24 protein-coding genes and 2 pseudogenes are annotated in these 23,701 nt (G+C 33.9%); 22 read left to right on the top strand and 4 right to left on the bottom strand.

From position 1 onward, the window contains the following. Window positions 1–212 precede the first annotated feature (212 nt). The 3 genes from RV14_RS03395 to RV14_RS03385 are packed head-to-tail and all read left to right on the top strand — an operon-like array spanning window position 213 to window position 1,239. A complete protein-coding gene (locus RV14_RS03395; RefSeq protein ID WP_071854904.1) occupies window positions 213–479 on the top strand; it encodes an IreB family regulatory phosphoprotein in 267 nt (88 codons plus the stop codon). Further along, the gene (ruvX, locus tag RV14_RS03390) at window positions 476–907 is read left to right on the top strand and encodes a Holliday junction resolvase RuvX (protein WP_071854903.1); all 432 of its coding nucleotides are present in this window, start codon (window positions 476–478) and stop codon (window positions 905–907) included. Before RV14_RS03395 ends, ruvX begins: the two co-directional genes overlap by 4 nt. Before the next feature lie 23 nt (window positions 908–930). Beyond that, window positions 931–1,239, top strand: a complete 309-nt coding sequence (locus RV14_RS03385; protein WP_071854902.1) for a DUF1292 domain-containing protein — start codon at window positions 931–933, stop codon at window positions 1,237–1,239. 102 nt (window positions 1,240–1,341) lie between these two features. Here RV14_RS03385 and RV14_RS12900 read toward each other — a convergent pair. Together RV14_RS12900 and RV14_RS03375 are read right to left on the bottom strand one after the other, a co-directional pair. Then, window positions 1,342–2,485, bottom strand: a pseudogene (locus RV14_RS12900) (tyrosine-type recombinase/integrase). A gap of 42 nt (window positions 2,486–2,527) precedes the next feature. Beyond that, entirely contained in the window at window positions 2,528–3,139 is a 612-nt protein-coding gene (locus RV14_RS03375; RefSeq protein ID WP_071854901.1) for a helix-turn-helix domain-containing protein, read from the bottom strand. A 177-nt stretch (window positions 3,140–3,316) separates the two neighbouring features. Here RV14_RS03375 and RV14_RS03370 point away from each other — a divergent pair, with 177 nt between their 5' ends. The 3 genes from RV14_RS03370 to RV14_RS03360 all read left to right on the top strand — a co-directional run bounded on the left by RV14_RS03370 (window position 3,317) and on the right by RV14_RS03360 (window position 5,346). After that, entirely contained in the window at window positions 3,317–3,577 is a 261-nt protein-coding gene (locus RV14_RS03370; protein ID WP_071854900.1) for a DNA-binding protein, read from the top strand. A gap of 253 nt (window positions 3,578–3,830) precedes the next feature. Continuing rightward, window positions 3,831–4,994 carry a replication initiation factor domain-containing protein gene (locus tag RV14_RS03365; RefSeq protein ID WP_071854899.1) on the top strand — a complete coding sequence of 388 codons (1,164 nt, stop codon included), beginning with the start codon at window positions 3,831–3,833 and terminating at the stop codon, window positions 4,992–4,994. After that, complete coding sequence (locus tag RV14_RS03360) at window positions 4,963–5,346, top strand: hypothetical protein (protein WP_071854898.1); 384 nt, start codon at window positions 4,963–4,965, stop codon at window positions 5,344–5,346. The genes RV14_RS03365 and RV14_RS03360 overlap by 32 nt, the downstream gene beginning before the upstream one ends. A 218-nt stretch (window positions 5,347–5,564) precedes the next feature. Here the strand turns inward: RV14_RS03360 and RV14_RS11990 are convergent, their stop codons facing one another. Further along, the gene (locus RV14_RS11990; protein WP_143139729.1) at window positions 5,565–5,771 is read right to left on the bottom strand and encodes a hypothetical protein; all 207 of its coding nucleotides are present in this window, start codon (window positions 5,769–5,771) and stop codon (window positions 5,565–5,567) included. A gap of 149 nt (window positions 5,772–5,920) precedes the next feature. Between RV14_RS11990 and RV14_RS03355 the strand changes: the two genes are divergently transcribed. The 12 genes and pseudogenes from RV14_RS03355 (at window position 5,921) to RV14_RS12845 (ending at window position 18,266) form a co-directional block, all read left to right on the top strand. Then, window positions 5,921–6,106 carry a helix-turn-helix transcriptional regulator gene (locus tag RV14_RS03355; protein WP_071854897.1) on the top strand — a complete coding sequence of 62 codons (186 nt, stop codon included), beginning with the start codon at window positions 5,921–5,923 and terminating at the stop codon, window positions 6,104–6,106. 56 nt (window positions 6,107–6,162) lie between these two features. Then, on the top strand, window positions 6,163–6,639 hold the full coding sequence (locus RV14_RS12985) for a DUF2812 domain-containing protein (RefSeq protein WP_071854896.1): 477 nt from the start codon (window positions 6,163–6,165) through the stop codon (window positions 6,637–6,639). Continuing rightward, window positions 6,623–6,775: a hypothetical protein gene (locus RV14_RS12195; RefSeq protein ID WP_167359835.1), complete on the top strand. Its 153-nt coding sequence runs from the start codon at window positions 6,623–6,625 to the stop codon at window positions 6,773–6,775. The genes RV14_RS12985 and RV14_RS12195 overlap by 17 nt, the downstream gene beginning before the upstream one ends. A gap of 86 nt (window positions 6,776–6,861) precedes the next feature. Beyond that, window positions 6,862–7,332, top strand: a complete 471-nt coding sequence (locus RV14_RS03345) for a hypothetical protein (protein WP_071854895.1) — start codon at window positions 6,862–6,864, stop codon at window positions 7,330–7,332. Between the two features lie 12 nt (window positions 7,333–7,344). After that, the gene (locus RV14_RS03340) at window positions 7,345–8,022 is read left to right on the top strand and encodes a cell division ATP-binding protein FtsE (protein ID WP_071854894.1); all 678 of its coding nucleotides are present in this window, start codon (window positions 7,345–7,347) and stop codon (window positions 8,020–8,022) included. 109 nt (window positions 8,023–8,131) lie between these two features. After that, the gene (locus RV14_RS03335) at window positions 8,132–8,662 is read left to right on the top strand and encodes a hypothetical protein (RefSeq protein ID WP_071854893.1); all 531 of its coding nucleotides are present in this window, start codon (window positions 8,132–8,134) and stop codon (window positions 8,660–8,662) included. Window positions 8,663–8,681: 19 nt separating this feature from the next. Continuing rightward, the gene (locus tag RV14_RS11845; RefSeq protein WP_084650272.1) at window positions 8,682–9,572 is read left to right on the top strand and encodes a cysteine peptidase family C39 domain-containing protein; all 891 of its coding nucleotides are present in this window, start codon (window positions 8,682–8,684) and stop codon (window positions 9,570–9,572) included. A 7-nt stretch (window positions 9,573–9,579) separates the two neighbouring features. Then, window positions 9,580–10,827: an ATP-binding cassette domain-containing protein gene (locus RV14_RS12850; protein ID WP_084650270.1), complete on the top strand. Its 1,248-nt coding sequence runs from the start codon at window positions 9,580–9,582 to the stop codon at window positions 10,825–10,827. Window positions 10,828–12,039: 1,212 nt separating this feature from the next. Continuing rightward, window positions 12,040–13,146 carry an alpha-hydroxy-acid oxidizing protein gene (locus tag RV14_RS03325; protein ID WP_071854892.1) on the top strand — a complete coding sequence of 369 codons (1,107 nt, stop codon included), beginning with the start codon at window positions 12,040–12,042 and terminating at the stop codon, window positions 13,144–13,146. Window positions 13,147–13,381: 235 nt separating this feature from the next. Beyond that, window positions 13,382–14,452: an ABC transporter permease gene (locus RV14_RS03320; protein WP_071854891.1), complete on the top strand. Its 1,071-nt coding sequence runs from the start codon at window positions 13,382–13,384 to the stop codon at window positions 14,450–14,452. A gap of 11 nt (window positions 14,453–14,463) precedes the next feature. Beyond that, window positions 14,464–15,138 (top strand): ABC transporter ATP-binding protein, encoded by a 675-nt coding sequence (locus RV14_RS03315; RefSeq protein ID WP_071854890.1) that lies wholly within the window; start codon window positions 14,464–14,466, stop codon window positions 15,136–15,138. An 816-nt stretch (window positions 15,139–15,954) separates the two neighbouring features. Next, window positions 15,955–18,266: pseudogene (locus tag RV14_RS12845) on the top strand (glycosyl hydrolase family 18 protein). Between the two features lie 283 nt (window positions 18,267–18,549). Here the strand turns inward: RV14_RS12845 and rnhC are convergent. Next, the gene (gene rnhC, locus RV14_RS03305) at window positions 18,550–19,461 is read right to left on the bottom strand and encodes a ribonuclease HIII (RefSeq protein WP_071854889.1); all 912 of its coding nucleotides are present in this window, start codon (window positions 19,459–19,461) and stop codon (window positions 18,550–18,552) included. Window positions 19,462–19,680: 219 nt separating this feature from the next. Between rnhC and zapA the strand changes: the two genes are divergently transcribed. The 4 genes from zapA (at window position 19,681) to trxA (ending at window position 23,574) form a co-directional block, all read left to right on the top strand. After that, entirely contained in the window at window positions 19,681–20,118 is a 438-nt protein-coding gene (zapA, locus tag RV14_RS03300) for a cell division protein ZapA (protein WP_071854888.1), read from the top strand. Window positions 20,119–20,139: 21 nt separating this feature from the next. Further along, window positions 20,140–20,685 (top strand): CvpA family protein, encoded by a 546-nt coding sequence (locus RV14_RS03295; protein ID WP_071854887.1) that lies wholly within the window; start codon window positions 20,140–20,142, stop codon window positions 20,683–20,685. 128 nt (window positions 20,686–20,813) lie between these two features. Further along, entirely contained in the window at window positions 20,814–23,174 is a 2,361-nt protein-coding gene (locus RV14_RS03290; protein WP_071854886.1) for an endonuclease MutS2, read from the top strand. Window positions 23,175–23,259: 85 nt separating this feature from the next. Next, entirely contained in the window at window positions 23,260–23,574 is a 315-nt protein-coding gene (gene trxA, locus RV14_RS03285; RefSeq protein WP_071854885.1) for a thioredoxin, read from the top strand. Window positions 23,575–23,701: the final 127 nt, after the last annotated feature.

The following is a 23,701-nucleotide window of genomic DNA, read 5'->3' as shown; positions in this document are numbered from 1 at the left end:
AAAAGGTTATATTTATTTAAATATAGCGTATAATTTAGGCAAAAGGTATTTAAATAAATGAAAGATGGCTGGCAGGTATGTTAAAGTAATAAAAAGAGTTTTTTAATTTATGTGGAAGTTTTTTAAGATTTGTTTGTAGTTTTATATTAATTCAAGTAAAATGAAAGAAGAAAAGGTAAATAAACTACCTTGCGGGAAAGAGGTGTAGAATCATGGGTTTTACAGATGAAACCGTGCGTTTTGGTTTTGACGATAGCCGTAAAAAAGAAGTAAGTGAAACATTAGCGATCGTTTATCGGGCTTTGGAAGAAAAAGGTTACAATCCAATTAATCAGATTGTGGGCTACTTGCTTTCTGGAGACCCGGCCTACATTCCTCGTTATCGTGATGCTAGAAATTTGATTCGTCGTCACGAACGCGATGAAATTATGGAGGTAATTGTAAAAGATTATCTGATGAATCATGGGGTAAGTATATGAGAGTAATGGGCTTAGACGTGGGCTCAAAAACAGTTGGTGTCGCTGTTAGCGATCCTTTTGGTTGGACCGCTCAAGGAGTAGAAATTATTCGCATTAATGAAGAAGCTGAAGAGTTTGGTTTTGATCGGTTGAAAGAGTTGGTGGAACAATATGAGGTCGATCGATTTGTCATAGGCTTACCTAAAAATATGAATAATACAATTGGATCAAGAGCAGAAAGCTCGATGGTTTATGGAGAAAAAATCAAAGAACTGTTCTCTTTGCCAGTTGAATACCAAGATGAACGTTTGACAACTGTTCAAGCAGAACGAATGTTAGTTGAACAAGCAAATATATCAAGAGCAAAGAGAAAAAAAGTAATTGATAAATTAGCTGCTGTAATGATTTTACAAAATTATTTAGATGGTTCAGGAAAGCACTTATTTTAATTTTAATGAAAAGAGGGAAACTTATGACAGAAAATAATCACACACATGATCACGATCATGAAGGGCATGAACATATCACGTTAGTAGACGATCAGGGAAATGAAACATTATACGAGATTTTACTAACGGTTGATGGTCAAGAAGAATTTGGTCGCAACTATGTATTACTTTATCCAGCTGGGGTATCAGAAGATGAAGATGTAGAGCTGCAAGCTTATGCTTATATCGAAAATGAAGATGGTACAGAAGGTGAGCTTGAACAAATTGAAACGGATGCAGAATGGGATATGATTGAAGAAGTTTTCAACACATTCATGGCTGAAGAAGAATAATAGAGTTTTTATAGGGCAGAATCCTTGATAGATAAGGATTCTGCTCTTTTTTGATTTTTTTGAATGCCAAATTGAATGCCATTATTTAGATTTTGTGTGTTTTTATTTTTCAAGATGTTGGACAAATTTTTCAATCGTCTGCTCTTTTGTTTCTTTACTCAGGTGACCGTAAGTGTCCATTGTAATTTGTATTGAGGCGTGTCTTAGACGGTCTTGTACATCTTTCAAGGAAGCTCCTGCACTAGCAGAAGACTAGCATGGGTGTGGCGTGTGACATGATTACCAAGAAAGGGGACGCCTGCTTTTCCGGTAATGGTTTGTAAGCGAACGTAAGTAGCGTGATGGGTAACAATTTGCTTATAAATTCCACAAAAAACCATTTCAGGATTAGTTATACCAACGTGTAACATAAATTTTTTCTGATTTGTTCGCCATTTTTTTAGGTAATTAAGAGTGACGTCATCAATTGAAATCGTTCCGTTACTGGTTTCAGTTTTAGGGGATGAGATCTTATAGCCGTGTTTTGTCTGACTGAGGGTTTTACAAATTGTAACGGTCTTTTCATCGAAGTCAATGTCTGACCAGTTTAGGGCTAAAACTTCTCCAATTCGGCAACCAGTGTAAAAGAGAAAGCGTACCAAGGTTTTATCGTATTCATTTCGGTAAGTATCAGTTTTAGATTGAAGGTAATCAGAAAGTTTCTTTACCTCATCCTTGGTATAGACTTTTATTTTTTCTTCTTTGATAGTTTTCTCTCGTTTCGGCATCATAATGTGGAGAGAGGATTTGTTGTGATAATACCGAGATTGATTGCATATTCAAAAACCCGTTTGGCAGTTGAGTGTAGAATTCGGTATTGATCAGTCTCCTTAGCCCATTGATTAGTGATTTCCTGTGCTATGCGGACGGTTACTTTATTGACTCGTAATTCCCCGTATTTTGGAAGAATCCACTTTCTGAATTTGATTTCAGTTTTCATGTAGGTTACTTCTTTTACAGTTGTTTCGTAGGTCTCCATCCATAAGCCATAAACTTGTTGAAATGTTTCGTTTTCAGTCTTTTGAAGACCTTTTTGTTCGAAGTCCACTTGCAGTTTAGCTAATGCTTGTTGGGCTTCTTTTTTTGTTTTGAAATTTCGACGAGTTGTTTTTATTGTTTTGCCAGTCACCTGGTCAGTTCCTAGATATGCTTGAAATTGCTAAGCTTTTTGTCCGTTTTTCTTTTCATATTGTTCAAATTTTGCCATTTAATTGTTCCTCCTATTGTGTGGGGCACATAGGAAAGATAATTAGTTTAATACATCCTTATTCTGCTTAATGAAATAAATTTGATCCGACATTTTTTCCAAATCTTCTCGTGAAATTAGTGAGTTTAAGCTGGGCGTTCGCTTTGGTTGATAATTGCCATCATAAACAGGAACTCCCTTGTCATTCAAAATGACTTTACCCTCAAAAAACTCAGTAATCCTTTGAACATCGTCAGCAACTTGATCTAATTGGTTTGCAAAGTCTTTGTTATTCGTATAGCTACTCATAAAATCGTAAATTCTACTTACTTGGTCCGCATAGTGATCGATGATATTCGATACTTCTGAACCAATCGTGGCATTTCTAGCAAAGGAATGAATCATATCTAGTTTTTCTTCATAGGTTGTAATCTGCTCATAGACTTTAGGGACATCTAAGGCAGCGATTTCCTCCTCAGTCCCAAATAATTGTACTGCATTTGCCTCTAAAGCTTCTGCCAAGCGGTCTAAGTTTTCACCAGTTACAAAACGCTCGCCACGTTCGATATTTGAAATGCTTTGTTTGTTTACACCAATCATATCCGCCAATTCTTGTTGAGAGAGCTTTTTTAACTTCCTCAATCTTGCGACGTTTCGGCTAAAGTTTTCTAACATAAGCAATCCTCCTTTTTGTTATACTTTTAGTTTTTTTAAAACATCAATTATCAATAGTTTTAGTTATAAATAAATACACTAACTGTTGTATTAATAAAACTAAAATATCTATTTATAGTATAAGTGTAAACAACCAGTTAGTCAACTAGAAATTTCGGTTGTAGAAAGGAGAAGCGAATGAGTATTGAAGAAAGTTTAGTCTGTTGGCAAAAGGAAAACTTTAATCATGCGTTTGCGATGATGCAAGAAGCCTTAGAAATGGCAAAAGAATCTCATGATATCGTCAAGCAAAAGTATTGTGCCGAGTATTTCGATATCAGTGTCAATACTTTGAAGGATTGGGTCAATCATGGTTGCCCTGAGATTCGCTTAGATAGCGGAATGGTTCTTTACAGCAAATGTGCTGTCCGAGAATGGCTGCTTCAGTATCAACGATAATGTGGGGCACATAGGTTTAGCAGCTATTTAAAGAACCGAAGGACGACAGCGGCAGCACGGCCGAAGGGAAAGTGCTGGCGTTGTCGTGTATCTTGTGAGGTGACTGTCTAACAGCACCTAACAGCACCTTCGATTCTTACAAAAAAACCAAAAATGAATGGACGATCGTTCGTTAAAATACCTGATTCATGCCGTTTATACGCCGTTCCAAAAATTGCAAGAGCGATCAATTATTTCGCAAGGAGGTGAGAAAATGAAAGGAACAACAGTAGTAGAAAATGTGATTGGAAAAGTCGATTGGCTGCAAATTGTTTGCCAAAATATTTCTTGGGAAGAAGTTTTTTCACAATTGCTTCAAATCAGCTTAGATTGTGTATCTGTACAATCCGCCTACTTAAAACATGAAGACTATGAGGTGGTGTACAGTTGTGGGTCAATGAAATACTATACGTTTCAAGAAGAGGAACACGCTTATCAACGAGGAACCCTTGTCATGAGTGGACAAGCCTGTACAATGTATGAATGGGCAATGCTGGCTTCTGATTCAACAGCACTCGTTTTTCAATCATTGGCTTGGCGGTTCCATCAATATGCCTTAATGACTGCGTTTGTTTTTGATGTTAAGCGATTAGATTTAGCCTTAGATGATTATAATGAACAGCCATTTTTTTCCTTAGATTTGATTATTGGCAAAGTTAAACGCAAGCAATTTCTATCTAAGGGGCGAACAACGAAACTGATTGATAGTGAGTATGACAAGAAAACACGAGCCAAAACGCAACAAATTGGCGCTGGTGGGTCAGAGTGTTTATTTCGGTTTTATGAAAAAGCAAAAGAACTCACGAAAGGGTTGAACGAAGAAGCAAGGGAAGAACTCTTGAAACAAGCACCTGCCATTCGCTTAGAAGCAGAAACAAGACATCAAACGGCGAATCAGTTATTTGGAACGTTGGCGTATTTGACGAAGGAACAAGAATTGACCAACTTAATTCGGGGGTTTATCCAAACTGAGATTACCTTTTACACAGATACGACATACAAGAAACAATGTCGGTGGTGGTCAGATTATTTGAAGCCAAGTATTTTACCAACTATCCAACGAACTTTTGAGATTTCTTCCTTTGATCGCACGTTGAATTGGTACCACTATCAAGGGGGATTTGCGATCACGCAAGCCATTTTTTTCTTAGTGGAACAAGGTGTGCCGATTTCTCCTAAGTTAGTTGGTAGGAGAGAGGAGTATTCTTGGACACCAGAATTATCGGATAAGCTAATTGACTTTGTCACTCAGCATCAGCGACTGGATTTAATTCCAGTCATTCAAAATAGAACAAAAAGTCAGAAAATAAAAAACAATGTAGAAATAGAGAAAGGAATGACTGAACATGGCGAAGATGTTAAATATGAGGGATTTTGATTTTACAGCAATTGGCACAACGTTTGAATTAGATGAAGTAACGCCAAAGTTTGCGACAGAAGAACGTACAAATATCCAAGGAAATCCGATTTTAGGACAGGACAGGAGACCAAGAAAATTCAATACAGATGAAATTGTTGGGTACAAGTATTCTGTGACAATCACAGAAGGGAATTACAGAAAGAAAGCCACTCAAGTCACAGTGAATAGTTTAGATAATCCGATTACCAATCAGGAAATTATGAATCAAGAGAGTGTGAAATGTCAATTTGTGAATTTAGAGCCATCTATGATTGGCAATCCAATGTACTATAGAGCGGATAAGATTCAATTGATGGATACAAAAAAATAAATTTCTAAGCAGGTAGCAACGTACTGACTGTTTCTGAGTTTAGGGTGAAAAAACATTATCTAATTTTTAGTGACAATTAGTCTTAGAAACAGGCGGAAATCTTATTTCCTAAATATAGACAAAATAAATACAGGTAGAATTTTTATGATAATTGTACGTAACACTCATTTAACCAGTGGTGTAAGGGACAATTCCGATACCTGTTCGAATAGCTAAAGTTAGTGGCCACACCCAAAATTTGCTGAGGCACTACTTTTGCTTTGAGCAGGATAAAATTCCTCGCTATTCGTAGCGTCAACATTAACTGTCACTGCCTCTAGATTGATATCTTCATGTACTTCCATTTCTTTCACCTCTTTTCTTAATTGATGAAATGATAGTATCATAATGATCGCTGATTGCGAGCGTTTTACTTTTTTGTGCAATACATCCCATAGGTCGTAGAACGACATATGGGATGCGATATAGGTGAGAAAATGAATGAGGGTATTCTTAGCAAATACGTACCTATGACTGATTCAAGTTGCTATGTCTTACTATCTATTGTGATAGGTCCAAAACGTGGTTATGCATTATGAAAGATATAAAGCAAATGAAGAATGGTAATGGTATGGTTACAATGAGTAATGGAAATTTATATGGAGTTCTGACTAGGATGGTAGAAGATGGACTAATTGAAGTTAATTTAATAAATGAGAAAATAATATATAAGGTAACAAAATTAGGTATGGATATACTTGAAGTTGAAAAAAACGTTTAACATTGATTTTGTGTTATATCAAAGAAATATTTTGAAAACGAAGGGCAGAATGAACGATGAAAAAACTTATACCTTTCAAGAATGTGATACTTGAAAATGAAGAAGATTATATTCAAAACATGTATGCATCTGGTTTCAGATTAATTAGAAAAGGTTGGCTATTTTATAATTTTGAAAAAATAACCCCAAAAAGCATTACTTGTAAAATTGATTTAATTGATGAACAATCGTGTTCATTGGATTTGAATGGGTGGGAAGTACTCCTTTCAAAGAAAATTAAATATAAAGCATTAACTAAAGTTTATTATGTTTCTGAAAAAGGGAACAGACTACTAACTGATAGCGAACTGAAATTCAATTATTATAAATACTATCAGCAATATTATCTAACCTTAGCCAGTATTACAATTTTCCCATCTTTTGTATGCGTTTTATTGACTTCGTGCTTTAGAAGTGTTACTATTTTTTGTAATATTATGAATATTATGGCAATTATGAAGAAGGAGGTACCTTACTATGAGGACAATGACTGAAACAGAAGCTCGTTCAGTTAAAGGCGGATTTCATTGGCATTGTTGGGTATGTGGAGCTGGTGGCGGTACAAAATCGAGCTATTTGCGACATGTTCAAACCAATTCGTTGCATATCTTCATTTCATACTGGGCGTAATCTAAGTAAGCTTAGCATGCTATAATAATCAATTGATGGAAGAATGCTATAAATTATAGCATTCTTTTTTAGGAGATGAATAAAATATGCGGAAATTATATGCGAGTTTACTTATGGGGATGTTATTAATGCTTTTAAGTGCTTGTATGAATCCGGAAAGTTTAGTAGAAAATAATAGAAATTCCGGAGATGGAAAAATTCTAGAAACATTTTCTGATAATGAAATTATTAAATTGGCTGATTTAGATATTCAGCTAAAAGAAATTGAACAAGCAGAGGAGGAGGGGGAAGTTGTTATCTCATTAACAGTGACTGTAAAAAATCAATCATTGGATAACGGTACCACAATCGATCAGTCGCTTTTTTCTATAAGTGCAGAACAAAACAATAAAATGCTTGTGGCTGAGTCAGTAGAGCCGTTTGTATTAGATGAGGAAAGGGAAATAAGTTATAAATTTCACTTACTCTCAGAATCAGATGTCGTCCTTTTCACGTTTGATTATAATAATAATAATAATCAACAAATGACTAAACATTATGATGTTTATTTAGAGTAGGAGGAAGTATACATGATCCAATTTCATAATGTGACTATCCACTCATTAGCGAGGAAAGAAGTACTAACGAATGTAAGTGCAACATTTTCTGATGGTAAAGCTAATTATATAATTGGTAAAAGTGGAGAAGGTAAATCAACTTTACTTAAAGCGATTCTTGGTGAATTGCCAGTTGTTTCGGGAAACATAGAATTAGATGGTAAACCATTAAGATATGATACTATTCATAGTATTCTTACAAATCGACGTAAAATTGGGTTTATTTTTCAAGACTTTCAATTAGTTGAGTCACTTACTGTCTTTGAAAATATTGCTTATGTTTTACATATAGAGAATATTTCTTTAAACCAAATCCGATATAATGTGGAAAAAATTGCTTGTGAATTAGGTATATATGAAAAATTGAATTATTATTGTCATCAATTATCTGGGGGTGAACAGCAACGAGTAGCGATTGCTCGAGCATTAATTAAAAAGCCTTCAATAATTCTTGCTGATGAACCAACTGGAAACTTGGATCCAAATAAATCACAGGAAATTGTCAATATTATTAACGAAATTGCTATAACCAGAAAAATAACCATAATAATTGTTACTCATGACTATGATTTGACTCCCAATAAAGCATGTAATATTTATCAAATTGAAGATCAAAGTTTAAAAAAAGTAGCAAGAGGAGAAAAACTATGACTAGTTTATCAAGTTCAATAGTGATCATAAGAAAGAAATTGGTCAAAAAAAAATAATCTTTTCAAGTTTTTTTTCATCTACTTTCTTTTCGGTGCTACTCTTTGGCATAATGTTACGACTATATCTTTTCTTTTATCTATTTCGAGCATATCAAGAAAAGGAAAATGAACGGATACCTTTGCTGACAAAAATATTAACCTCTAATACAGGGGATGATTTAGTTTTATTTCTTACTATTTTAGAAATTAGTAGCCTTACCTTGATGATCGCTAGTGCGGGATATTTTTTGCTTTTTTTGATTATCTCAATTAAGAGAGAGTCTATTTTAGAGGAGAAAGATTTAAAGATAAAATCGATTTTAGGTGTGTCGCCGAAAGTTTTAACGATGGAACTTCTTGGCGAGGCGATTATAACAACCTTTATGGCTACTGTTTTAAGCATAGGGATGATCAATTTAATATATATGCTGGTTTATTATATCATTGTACCAGAGTGGATGATCCTCTATCTTATCCCTCCATTGAGTATTTTTTATTATTATGATTTGGTCTATTTTTGTGTAGTGTTATTGAGATTGATCTCAGTAGTTGTTTATATGCATACTAAAATCAAGAATCGATATTATAAATATAACTGGTAAGAAGGTGGGAAGAAAATAAATGGTCAAAAGAATTAAGCAAAATGAGCAAAAAGATTGTGGTGCGGCGTCATTCGCTACTCTAGTAAATTTATATGGTAGAAGGATGACTTTAGCAGAAGCTCGAGATTTGACAAGGAGTAATAGTACAGGTACGACTCTTCAAGGGTTAATTGATGCTGGAAATAAAATAGGGTTGACAGCTCAAGGATTAGAGGGGAATTTAGAGGAGTTACATAAAGCAATAGACAATAAGGAAATCAAAACTCCTTTTATCTCTTTAGTTGTTCTTGATACAGGATTTTCTCATTTCTTCGTAATAGAAGATTGGACTGAAGATCGAATAAAAGTATTTGATCCGGCAAGAGGAATGAGAAATTATTCATTTGCTGAATTTAAGAAAATCTGGGCAGGTTATCTGGTTGTTTTCTCAAAAACAGAGCAATTTAAAGAAGAAAAGAAAAATATTGTTCCTTATTATTTCACTATTTTCTTTAAAGAAAAACATTTTATTTTTGTCATTATTTTATTTTCTTTATTCATTTCTTGTTTTTCATTCTTAGGTAGTTTTGTCTATCAACGCATTATAGATGCCTTTATATTAAATAATGAAGCGACATTCCATGAAGATCATGCACATAACTCAATTTTTGAAGCGGCATTTCATGAAATATTATACAATTTTCAATATCTTATTTTAGCAGTAGTCTTGTTATATATTCTACAAGCAATTCTTAGTATAGTTCGTGCTTTTTTTATTGCAAATATATCGAAAAGAATGAATGATACCTTGTTTGAAAACTTTTTTCATAAAATTCAGTATATGAAAGCTGTTAATTTAAAAAGTAGAGATTCTGGTGAGTTAATTACTCGCTATAACATCACGACACAAGTTCAACAGATATATTACTAAACTTACTTTGTCCATTTTCTTAGAGATATTTGTAGCAATTACTGGTGGGGTGATTTTATTCATCATCAGCAAAAAATTATTCTTTGTGACTACAGGGATTTTGTTAGGGTATGTAGTAATAAGTTTGATATTTATTAAGCCTTTAAATAAGACAAATAATGAATTAATAGAGAAAAATGCTCAAACATTAAATGTTTTGAATGAGACCTTTAATGGTTTTGAAGCAATCAAATTATTTCAAATTGAAAAAATTTTTAAAGAAAAATTTATGAGGCAAGCTAAATCATTTACCAATACAGGGAAATACAGTGTAATTTTGCAAAATATTCAAGTCAGTTTAATTATCTTGTTAGAATCATTAGGTATCATATTAGTTTTATGGCAAGGTAGCACGTTAGTTGTTGCTGAACAATTAAGTTTGGGATCATTGATTGCTTTTATATCTTTAATAACTTATTATACTTCTCCAGTTAGAAATATTATTGATTTTCAACGAGAAATTCAAAATGTTATTGTAATGATAAGAAAGTTAAGTGATGTGATGGATGATGTGAGTGAGAAAGATGCTGAATATTCTGTAGATTATGAAAAAGATTTAAAATCAATTGAATTTAAGAATATTTATTTTTCCTATGCGTCTGATGTCTATATTATAAAAAATTTATCTTTGCGATTTGAAGCAGGAAGCTCTTATGCGTTAATAGGTGAGAGTGGTAGTGGAAAATCGACATTCATGCATATAATATCTTCGCTATATCGTCCAGATAAAGGAACAATTCTTCTCAATGATGAGCTTTTACAAGAGAATGCTAAAAATTATAGAAAGTATATATCTTATGCATCAAATAACCCATTTTTGATGTTTGGAACAATTAGAGAAAATTTAAACCTAGGAACTGAGAACCTTAATGTTGATGGAATTTATTTTTCTGAGGTTTTGGAGAAATTAGGGATTAACGAAATGGTCAAGGATTTTCCAAATGGAATAGATAGTATAGTTTTGGAAAATGGAGAAAATTTATCAACCGGACAGAAACAACGTATATCAATTGCACGTGCACTATTAAAACAACCTAAGGTACTATTGCTTGATGAAGCATTTAGTAATTTAGATACAAAAAGTAAAATCGAGATTTTGCAATTTATAGAAAACAAACTAAAATCGAGTGTAAGAATATATGTTTCTCATGATGAGTTAATTACTTCAAAAACTGACCAAGTTTTCAATTTAGCTAATTACAATGGAGTTTGCTAATTGTAATTTTCCGTGGATTTTTGTTGAAATATGATGGTAAAAAGAAGTGTTCAATTATCTTGAATCCCGTGCTAATGGAGAATTTGAAAAATAATAATTTATAAAAGTTGGTTTGAGTAAGTCTTCTTATATTGGTGGCGATGGAGAAATACTGATGATTGACAATGAGTGAGACTATGACACAATTGTACATTCCTATGTTACTTTCAAGGAGGTCAATATGATGTTTTCATAGCCTCAAAGGCTCGTTGTCAATCATTAAGTTTGTCTAGTCTTGGATAGAGCTGGATACTAATTTTCTTACCTATGTGCCCCAATGTTTGAATGCCAAATTGAATGCCATTGCGTTGATACATCATTCAATTTATCGATATTCTTTGATTTGCATATTTTATATTTTAGCTGATACAATACTCTGTGAGAGTAAATGCGATTGTGCTAATGTTTATGGCTGAAGAAGAAGAATAGTCTCAAAAGTATGGAGAAACCTTGTTATGGCAGGGTTTCTCTTTTTTTAATAGGAGAGTAGGTATAGAATTGTATGATTTTATTTTTCGTGTCACTTTTCTATTTAATGGTAAAAAGTTTCAGTGCTAAATGACATGAACGTGGAACAAAAGTAAAGAACACTTTCATACTCTAAAGGCAGATAAATGGTGAGATTAGAAGTAACATCTCCGAAAATAAGTCGGAATTCATAAAAACTTGAAAGACAATTTTCATAAATTTCTTCTTATTTCTCGGAGTTCAACACTTCTGTTTAAGCTCTTTTTAACTAGCTATCACTAACTATCTCTTGCTGCTTTTCATAGTAATTGATCTATTGAGTGGATTTGTAAAATACGATCAATCTATGTAACGCTTATCGATATGTTGAAATCTATCATTTTTTATATCTGATCGTTTTATGAGTGATTCAAAGTTAATCTGTTTGTATCAAATGAATCATGAATCTATCAGCTTAATTTCCATATTGATTTGTCTTAATTTTTGTAGTGGAGTTTGGTAAGCAAAACATTTTACCTTTATCCAGCTTGAATAAATAGCATTTTTTACGTATTTGGTAAAAAAAGAATATGTTACGGAATTGTACTTAATAAAGATCAAACAAATCTTTTGCTTAGATGTTTTAAGAGAGGTACCCTATTAATGTAAACGTTATCTATCTAACTATAATTCTTAATTACAAAGGAAGAGGGAGTTGGAGTTATTATGGAAAAAGTTTATCAGGCTGGAACAAAGGAAGGAACGATTGATTTTATTAATATGGAAGATTTAGAATTAGCGGCTACGCAAGTGATCCCAAGTGGAGGATATGGATATATTAGCAGTGGCGCAGGAGATTTATTTACTTTTCGTGAAAATCAAAAAGCATTTAACCATCGATTAATTGTTCCTCATGTATTAAAAAATGTTGAATTTCCTGATACAACGACGTATTTTTCTAATGAAACGTTAACTGCTCCGATTATTATGGCTCCAGTTGCTGCTCATGGCTTAGCACACGAGCAAGGAGAAAAAGCTTCGGCAAAAGGGGTCGCTGATTTTGGAACGATTTATACTGCGAGTTCTTATGCTTCTTGTACACTTGAGGAAATTAGAAAAGCGGGAGGGCAAGAGGCACCGCAGTGGTTTCAATTTTATATGAGTAAAGATGATGGAATTAATTTAGATATTTTAGAAATGGCGAAACGAAATGGTGCAAAAGCAGTCGTTTTAACTGCTGATGCAACGGTTGGAAGAAATCGTGAAGCGGATCGCAGAAATGGGTTTACTTTTCCATTGCCTATGCCGATTGTTCAAGCATATCAACCTGGAGTAGGGCAAACAATGGATGCTGTTTATCGATCCTCAAAACAAAAATTAAGTCCAAAAGATATTGAATTTATCACCACTCATTCTGAATTGCCAGTTTATGTTAAGGGAGTACAATCACAAGAAGATGTTTATCGTTCTCTTGATGCAGGTGCACAAGGGATTTGGGTTTCTAATCATGGAGGTAGACAGCTAGATGGTGGACCTGCTTCTTTTGATTCATTGCAATATGTAGCAGAAGCAGTAGATAAACGAGTACCTATTGTATTTGACAGTGGCGTTAGACGAGGACAACATGTGTTTAAGGCAATTGCATCAGGAGCCGACTTGGTAGCAATTGGAAGGCCGGCAATTTATGGACTTTCTTTAGGAGGAAGTACAGGAATCAAGCAAGTATTTGATTTTTTTAAAAATGAACTTGAGATGGTCATGCAGTTAGCTGGTACTCCAACTGTTGAAGAAATCAAAAAAACGGTATTAAGAGAAAATCAATTTATTTGTTAAATAAAAAGAGATTTTTATGAAAGAAAACTAAACAAAAAAACGAACGATCATACTTATTAGATAAACATTTTTACAGAAAACATGGACTACTGCTTATTATGGTCAATAAAAGGTTAGAAAGAATCGAGGTTATTTAATGCTCGATTCTTTTTTTGTTGAGCGAATCATTCTGCTAAAAATTTATCAAATGATAAACTGATAGTATCACATAATAAATGTTAAAAGGAGGAGTTAGATGTTTTTAGCATTAAATGAAATCCTACATTCGAAGTTACGATATGCACTAGTTGCTGGAGTGATGTTTTTAATTGCTTATTTGGTCTTTTTTTTAACGGGATTGGCATATGGTTTAGCGCAAGACAATCGTACAGCAGTAGATAAATGGTCGGCAGATTATATTGTTTTATCAAAAGATTCCAATACTAATCTAAATATGTCAATGATGACGAAAAAGATTGCGCAAGAAGTAAAAGGAGAAGAGATAGCTTATTTAGCACAAACGCCCGGAGTTATAACAAGTAAAGAAAATAAAGTAACTGATAAAATAAATGTTAGTTTTTTCGGCATTGATCCTAACCAATTTATTATGCCGAATCTTGTGGAAGGCAAGGTGTTTTCTGAAAAGAATGAAGCTATTAGCGATATCAGTTTAAAAGAAGAATATGGATTAAAAATTGGCGATACAGTGAAACTTTCAGGTAGCGATCAAACATTTAAATTAACAGGGTTTACAGAAAACGCGAAATTTAATGTATCTCCTGTTTTATATACTACACTTGACGCTTATCAAGAAATACGATTTGAAAAAGTAGATACTAGTGAAAATGCCCGGCTCAACGCTGTTGTTGTTCGAGGAAATCCACATCACTTACCTAGAGAGCTTGAAAAAATTAGTATTTCTACATTTATCAATGAATTACCTGGCTACAGTGCGCAAGTCTTGACCTTTGGGTTTATGATTGGTTTTTTAATTGTGATTGCAGCGATTGTGATTGGCATTTTCATTTATGTATTGACGATGCAAAAAATTAATATTTTTGGTGTGCTAAAAGCACAAGGAATAACTGGTGGTTTTATAGCCCGTTCAGTAGTAGCACAAACAATGCTACTTTCAGTCGTTGGTGTTGGACTTGGGTTAGCAGGAACAGTGATTACTTCTTGGCTTTTGCCGGATACGGTTCCTTTTCAAAGTAATTGGCTGTTTTTCGGAATAATTAGTCTATTGATGTTAATCGTAGCGGTTTTAGGTGCGTTGTTTTCTGTTCGAACAATTATAAAAATTGATCCACTAAAGGCGATGGGATAGGAGATGAATGAATGAAAGCAATTGAATTTAAAGAAGTAGAAAAACATTTTAAAGATGGGGACCAAATGATTCATGCGTTAAAAAAAACGAATGTCTGTGTCAATCAAGGAGAATTTGTTGCAATCATTGGTCCTTCTGGTTCAGGAAAGAGTACTTTTTTAACAATTGCTGGTGGCTTACAGACGCCAAGTAAAGGATACGTCTTAATTAATGGACAGGAATTTAGTAAGTTACCAGAAAGTAAACGAGTGAATAAACGTTTTAGAGAAATTGGTTTTATTTTGCAAGCATCTAATTTAGTACCTTTTTTGTCTGTTAAAAAGCAGTTGATATTAGTTGATAAAGTGACTCATAAAAAAAATTACCAAAAAGAGGCCAAAAAATTATTTGAGCAATTAGGCGTGGCTAAGCTAGTTAATAAATATCCAGAAGAACTATCAGGGGGTGAAAGACAGCGAGTAGCAATTGCTCGAGCATTGTATAATGACCCTTCTATTATTTTAGCAGACGAGCCAACAGCCAGTTTAGACTCAGAAAAAGGAAAAGAATTTGTTGCTATTTTAGCAAAAGAAGCCAAAGAAAAAAATAAGGCCATTATTATGGTTACCCATGATACACGCTTAATTAACAAGTGTGACAAAGTATTTACAATGGAAGACGGTATGTTGCAAGAAAAAACAGATTAGGCAAGAAGATGTGCAATGGTTCATTGGATAATAAAGACATGCAGCAAAAAATTTTAAGAGAATTCCCACCTTTGTTTAGGGTGTTATGAGATTTGAAATTAAATCTTTTAGCAAAAGTAGGAGATCATTTATTTTGGTTGTGGAAAAAATTATCGAGATTCACTCGAAATGCTTTTTGCAAAAAAACAGTTATTAAGTAAAGAGAAAAAATGGCAACCGATTTATTTTCTTGCTAACACAAAACGGAACAGTTAGAAGAACTCCATTTACTACTGTTTATTTGATCGACCTTTGTTTAAATAGTTATTGTATAAAGAAATTGGATAAGATCAACGGTTATACAAGCTTAGTTTTTTTAACCACTAGTAAAATTTTAAAACAGCCTTACTTGTTTTTAAAGATTTACTATGTTTAAAGCGCTAAAGTTAGTATACCGTTTTTTTATAGAAAAATGAAATGATGAAAGTGCAGATTAAGTTTGTAAGTTCAAGCAAATGAAAAAATAATTTATCAAAGCGATTGTGGAAAAATGTTTTTAGCTTTTTTAAGATATTATTTAAAGAAATAAATAGCTGTGTTGATAAAAGAGGCGTTCTTTTTTAATAGGGGTTTAATAGGAATTTAAAATATAAAAGTTAATTTACTATACAAAATATTTAGTGAATTAAATGATTTGATATGATAATAGTGACTCAAGTTGAGAAAGGGTTATCATTAAGTTTTAAAAAGGAGGTTGGAGATATAAAAATAACTTTTTTTCATGTTGTGACTAGGAGTTAGTAAAATATATCTTTAAAAAGTGGAGGAGATTAAAAAATGGGAAAGTTTAGAAAAGTTGGATTGGCAACAATGTTATTTTCATCAGTATTCTCACTATCAACACCTTTGTTAAATAAGCAAACCAGTGTTCATGCACAAGAATCACAAGAAATTACACAAAAAGTTCCTTATCGTAATGTTATGTATTATGGTGATTGGTCAATTTGGGGTGGAGAGGGTAATTTTTTTCCTAAAGATATTGCAGCAGATCAGTTGACGCATTTAAATTATGCTTTTTTAGATTTTAATAGTAATGGTGATTTACAATTTACAGATAGTGATGCTGCGACTGAAGTTTCAGCTGGAGTAGAAGAAGTCGGTTGGAACAATGCTCGCTCCGGTTTGTTGAATGCGCTTCAAAACCTACGTGCGGAAAATAAAAATTTAAAGATCGGTGTTTCACTAGGTGGTTGGTCCAAATCAGGTGATTTTTCTGAAGTAGCCGCTAATCCTACAAAACGAAAAAGATTGGTTGAAAACATTACAAAGTTCTTGAAATATACCAATATGGATTTTGTTGATATTGATTGGGAATATCCGGCAGATGTTCGTCAGCCAGATTCTGTTGATAATAAAAATGATGAAGGGACGCCGAACGCAAAACCGGTAGATAAAGAAAATTACATCCTTCTTTTAAATGAAATTAGAGCAGCTATTGACAAACAAGGAGAAGAATTAGGAAAAACTTATGAATTATCTGTGGCGCTACCTGCATCACAAGAAAAATTAAATAAAGGAATCGATGTCAAACGTTTATTTGAGGTTGTTGATTTTGCCAACGTCATGACTTATGACATGAACGGTGCTTGGAGTAAAACGAGTGGTCATCAGACCGCACTTTATGGAAATCCTGATGATCCAAATTATGACAGTGGCTTATCAGTTGATCAAACGGTTCGTTTTTTACAAGCAAAAGGCGCAGCATCAGAAAAAATCGTAATTGGTGCCGCCTTTTATACTCGTGGATGGAATGAAGTAGAAAGGGAGAAAATGCGAATTTACCCGGGCTGTTTCAGACCGCGAAAAAAAATAATGTAGACGCAGATGGCAGCCTTTCATATGGTGCAGCGAACAAAAATGATGTAAAAATTGGCGATGGTGGTCGTGTAGGAGGGGTTTGGCCGTATCGTAACATCGGTGATTTGCTGGGTAAAGATTCAGGGCTAAAAGAATATTGGGATGATACTGCTAAAGCACCGTATCTATATAGTGAAGTAACAGGTCAATTATTTACGTATGACAATGTAAAATCAATTAGTTACAAAACACAGTACGTCAAAGAAAATGAATTAGGTGGTGTTATTTCTTGGATGCAGTCACAAGATAAAGAAACAACAAGTACAAAAAGAGACGAATTAACAAAAGCAATTAAGACGGGGCTCTTTGGGACTGCAAAACTTTCAGAAAATAAAATCGTTACAACTGATTTAAATATAGAGGCAAACATTTCAACTTATTCTGAATATGGTAAAAATGGTTATGAATTAACTATAAAAAATAATGAGAAACTAAATGAAACGTCAGCTGTTTTATCTGCGGTTGAATCTGCTAGTAAGACGGTTAAATTACCGAAGTACACTTTAGCTATGAACACAAATGAAGAACTCATTAAAGGTGATTATACAGCAGGGGTTGTCTCTACTTCAAATGGAATTGTCACCGTTGATTTAGGTGGGATTTATGATGCAAAAGAATTGAAACCAGGTGAAACGTATACCTTTAGATTGCAATCCAATGCAACAAATGTCTCAGTGGATAACATCCATTCGATTTGTATGGCACAAAGAATTCTTACCAGTGGGCCAGAAATTATTCAACAAACGATTTATGGAAGTGGATTACCGATACCAGACCCTACGCCGGATCCAACACCAGATCCAGATGAAAAAAAAGCACCTTCAGTACCTCGTGGGTTGGTAGTTAAAAACGTAACACAAAACACTGTTGCACTTAGCTGGATAGCCAATGATTCAAAAGAAAAAGTAACAAGTTATGAAATTTATCGAAATGGTGTCCTTGTAGGAACTTCGGATACACCTTCTTATGAAGATACCGGTCTAACTTCTGATACGACTTATTCTTATCAAGTGACAGCAGTTAATACCTTTGGAACTTCTGAAAAAAGTCAACAAGTAATAGCAGAGACTTCAAAAGAAGATTCACAAGAAAATGCTTGGGCAGCAGGAACGTATTACCAACCAGGTGATATTGTAACTTATAAAGGAAATCGCTATCGTTGCCTGCAGGCTCATCCGGCAACGAGTTTTTGGACACCAGAAGTCGCTTCTTTATGGGAAAAAATTAGCTAAATGATCTAAAAAAAATCTTTTATTGAAACTGTTTTTGAAAAGTCTTTATCATTAATTACTTGTATAAAATAATGCAAATGTGATAGAAGGCTTCAATGTTGAGAAATAAACCGGATAATCCAAAATGATTTTTATTTTTGGAATTATTCGGTTTATTTTTTGTATAAGCTGTTTTTAAATGTTTGTTTTTAGTTGCGGATTTAATTTTTTTACTAAAATTTCAGTTTCAACTACTAGTAAACGTTGGTAGTCAGTGAGTGGAAAATTTATCTTTTAGTAGAAATTATCGGTGAAGTAGTTGTTGTGCCTTCTTTGTGTTTGAAAAATGCAGTTTTGCATAATTAGCAAGTAAAGTAAGTCCCCCCTTTCGTAAAATTACTGCTGCAATTTGATCTGATTTCTTGCCAGCTCCAGAAGGTAGTGAAAGACCGATTTCTGAAGCGGATTTTTCTAATTCTTCTAAAAAGCTTGCACGACTAATAATGGAGGCGGCAGCTACAGCCATATGATGTTGTTCTCCTTTGGTTACAAAATAAATTTTTTCTTGTACTTGATGTTTTTCAAATTGGACGTATTTTTTAAAATTTGCTTCGGGTGTAAATTGATCAATCAAAATGACTTCCGGTTTAACGGGGGCTATTTTTTTTAACAATAGCTGGATGGCTTGATTGTGTAGAGCTACTTTCATGCGAACAGCATTGTATTTTGGTTGAATCTCGTTATATTTTTTAGGTGTGAGTACTAAAAGCTGATAAGGAATTAGTGTTTTTAATTGTTTCGCTAACTGAATGATTTGTGGATCGTTTAATTCTTTGGAATCGCGAACGCCTAGTTGTTTAAGCTGTTTGATGATTGTTTTGTCTACATAAGCGGCACAAACTGTTAAAGGACCAAAATAACTGCCATTTCCAACTTCGTCGCTTCCTAAGACGGATAAAGACTTGAGATTGTTAGGCAAAGCTGAAGGAAACTGCTTAATAGAAGTTGATGATGTTTCCTCCCAGAGACTTGCTTCTTTTTTCGCATTTGTTCCTTGAAACATTACTTTTCCAGATGTGTATGCAGTAATTGTTGTGCCGTTTTTTTTGGCTGTAAAAATTGTATAAGGAACTTTTTTAGGTAAGAGAAAATTTTGGTAGCTTCGTTTCATTTTTTCAATTTGTGTTGTTGTTGCATGTATAATGACGTTACTCATAAATACCTCCTATTTTTAATAAAGGAAAAAATGTATTTTTCCTATGTAATTGAATGCTTCAAAAAAGGCTTGTAATCAAGTAAAAGATGAGCCATAGCATTTTTTTTAAGTTTATCATATAATGATAAAGTAATTATAAGAAATTTGTGTACGGCTGTTAAATCATTAACTTCGTGGTACACTAGGTAATATTTTATCAAATAGGGGGAAATGATTCGAATGGCGTATGAAAAAACACGCTATAAAGCAGTGATTGCCGGTCAAACTTACACGATTATTGGACGTGAGACAAAGCACCATATGGATATTGTGACAAATTTAATTAATGAACAGTTAATCGAGTTGAAAGAATTGTCACCACAAATTGATAATGAACAAGCAGCGATATTAATTGCGGTTAATGCGCTTTCGGATCAATTAAAAAAACAAGAACGAAATTTGGAACTTGAAGAAGAAGTAACAAGTTTGAAAAAAAAGATGATTAAATTTGTAGAAATGCAAAATCGTATCAAAAGAATTGAAGTAATTGAAGAGGAAGCACGAGAAGTATTAAAAGAAACGGGGCAGGAAGATCGAGAAATCAAAAATCACGTAGAAGCACAACAAATTTTAAATGAAAAAAGAAAAGGTCAAATCAAGCAACAACCATCAAATTAAAGAAAGGGACAGGAAGAAGGTATGTTAACTCTTTTGATTGTATTTATCTTGCTGATGGCATTTTTTTCAGGAGCAAGACGAGGTTTTTTGATGCAGGTCGTTTACACAGTCGGTTATATTTTATCGTTTTTTGCCGCACAGTTTTTTTATAAAGATTTAGCTAAACATCTAGAATTGTATATTCCTTATCCAGCTGTAACGTCGCATTCTCGTATGGTCTTTTTTAATCAAGCATTTTCTTTTAAACTAGATGAAGCTTTTTATGCGGGAGTGGCTTTTTTATTAATATTATTTATAGGTGGCTTAATTACTCGGTTTATAGGAATTTTTGTTCATAGTTTAACCTATATTCCTATACTGAGACAAGTAGATTGGCTGGCTGGTGGCTTGTTATCTGTTGTTATTGCATATATTACAATTTTTTTATTGTTAAGTTTAGTGACGTTTGTACCAATTGACAGCGTGCAAAAACAATTTAGTGGAAATAGTGTTGCTCGGTTTATTGTGGAAAAAACGCCTTTTTTGACAGATAAAATTTATAAATTATGGATAACTAATGTAATTTAATGACAATGACCGAATGGAAATGAGGAAAAAATGGTGAAAAAAGAAAAAGAAGTTGTAACAGGATTGCAAAGACATATCAGTCGATGCGAAATGTGACAACTTTTTTTAGTGAAAGTTAAGGTGATAAAGTGAATAATCGAATCCTTGAAACATTAGAATTTGAAAAAGTGAAACAGCTGGTTCGCCAGTTTATAGTTACTGCACAGGGCAAAGAAGAACTTGCTAACTTAATGCCGACTAGTCAAAAAGACGAATTAACAAATTGGCTGGAAGAAACCGAAGATGGCTTAAAAGTCCAACGTATGCGAGGTGGAATTCCAATTCCCAAGCTGGAAAATATTCGTCCCCATATGAAAAGAATTGAGATTGGCGCAGACTTGAATGGACTTGAATTGGCACAAGTTTCTCGTATCTTGTCTACTACGAGTGAATTAAAACGATTTATAAATGATTTGGCAGATAGCGAAATTAAATTTTCGCGGCTAGACTTTTGGGAAAAACAGTTGGTTACAGTACCGGAATTAAATCGTCGTTTAAAAGAAGCAATTGAAGAGGATGGTCGAGTAACTGATGATGCTTCTTCTGATTTGCGTATCATCCGTCAAAACATCCGTAAAAGTGAACAAACTGTTAGAGAACAACTAGATGAAATGATTCGCGGAAAAAATGCGAAATATTTAAGTGATGCAATTGTTACTATGCGAAATGATCGGTACGTTATTCCAGTCAAACAAGAATATCGAGGAGTATTTGGCGGAGTTGTCCATGATCAGAGTGCTTCAGGACAAACATTATTTGTAGAACCAAAACAAATGGTTGAGTTGAACAACCGCTTAAGGCAATATCAGATTGCCGAACGCAATGAAATTCAACGTATTTTAAGTGAATTATCTGCAGAACTTGTGCCGCATCGTCAGGAAATTCTTCACAATGCTTATGTAATCGGAAAAATGGATGTGATGAATGCTAAAGCGCGCTTTGGCAAAGAGTTAAGGGCAAATGTGCCAATGATTAGTGAAGAAAATCATGTTTTTTTGAAACAAGCTAGACATCCTTTGATTGCTCAGGAAAAAGTCGTAGCGAATGATATCAGTATTGGTGAAGATTACCAAGCTATTGTGATTACTGGTCCAAATACAGGAGGAAAGACGATTACTTTAAAAACGTTGGGTTTATTACAAGTGATGGGGCAAGCGGGATTACCTATTCCTGCAGAAGAAAAAAGCCAAATCGGTATTTTTGAAGAAATTTTTGCAGATATTGGCGACGAACAATCCATTGAACAAAGTTTGTCTACTTTTTCGTCTCATATGACGAATATTGTAGAGATTCTAGCAAAAGTGAATGAAAAAAGTTTGGTGTTATTCGATGAGCTTGGAGCAGGAACAGATCCACAAGAAGGAGCTGCTTTAGCTATTGCGATTTTGGATGATTTAGAGAAAAAGTCGGCTTATGTAATGGCTACGACGCACTATCCGGAGTTAAAATTATACGGATATAACCGTATAAATACAATTAATGCTAGCATGGAATTTAATGTGGATACGCTAAGCCCAACTTATCGCTTGTTAATTGGGGTGCCGGGAAGAAGCAATGCGTTTGAAATTTCAAGCCGATTAGGGTTGAATCAAGAAGTGATTCATGAAGCAAAACAGTTGATGAATGATGAAAGTCAGGATTTAAATGAAATGATTGCTGATTTAGAAAGCCGTCGCAAAATGGCTGAAACAGAGTATTTAGAAATGCGTCATTATATGGATGAAGCGCAAAAACTATATGGAAATTTGAAAGAAGCCTACAGCTATTTCTTTGAAGAACGTGAAAAAGAAATGGAAAAAGCAAAGAAAAAAGCAAACGAATTAGTTTCAAAAGCAGAAGAAGAAGCGGAAAAAATTATTGCAGGTATTCGAAAAATGCAACAACAAGTAGGCCAAGGAAATGTAAAGGAACATCAACTGATTAATGCAAAAACACAATTGACAAACTTGTATCAAGAAGAACAGCTAAAGAAAAATAAAGTGTTGAAAAAAGCAAAAAAACAAAAGACCTTTAAACCAGGAGACGAAGTGCTAGTGATGACTTACGGACAGCGTGGGACGTTGTTACGTAAAAACGGCAATCAATGGCAAGTAGAAATTGGAATTTTAAAAATGAATGTTTCTGAAAATGAATTAACGTCAGTTGCTCCACAAAAAGAATCAAATCAAAGAATTGTCCATACTATACGTTCAGAATCATCCAGCCACGTAGCGAATCAATTGGATCTTCGTGGAAAACGTTACGAAGAAGCCTTAAGCGAGGTCGATCAATATTTAGACGCAGCCATTCTTGCTGGCTATCCTCAAGTAACGATCATTCATGGTAAAGGAACGGGGGCTTTACGTCAAGGAATTACGGAGTATTTAAAAAATCATCGCAGTGTGAAAAGTTTTGAGTTTGCGCCAGCAAATCAAGGAGGAAATGGTGCAACGATTGTTAAATTTAAATAAAGCTTACTAAATGTAAGCAATATTTTCGTTTCTTACCAAAAAAGATGTTATAATGTGGTCAGATTAAAAAATGGAGGGCTTTGATATGTCACAAGTAGTTACAGATACGACATTTAATGAAGAAACAGATAAGGGATTAGTATTAATTGACTTTTGGGCTACATGGTGTGGGCCTTGCCGGATGCAAGCACCTATTTTAGATCAATTGTCAGAAGAATACGATGAAGATGAATGTAAAATTGTCAAAATGGACGTAGATGAAAATCCGAAAACACCTCAGCAGTTTGGGATTATGAGTATTCCAACTTTATTGTTGAAAAAAGACGGTCAAGTAGTGGAAAAAGTTGTTGGCGTGCACTCCAAAGAACAATTGCGTCAAATGATTGATCAACATTTATAAATTAAAGCACTTAACTGAAGAAGTCAATGTATTCAGTCAGGAGAAATAAGCCGGAATTTACGGAAATTGTTTATCAATTTTTTGTGAATTTTGGCTTTTTTCACAGAGAATGCTTTGAAATTAGTGT

This window comes from Enterococcus ratti, from assembly GCF_001886195.1.
Lineage (GTDB): Bacteria > Bacillota > Bacilli > Lactobacillales > Enterococcaceae > Enterococcus_B > Enterococcus_B ratti.
This window is presented reverse-complemented; position numbering and strand designations above follow the sequence as displayed.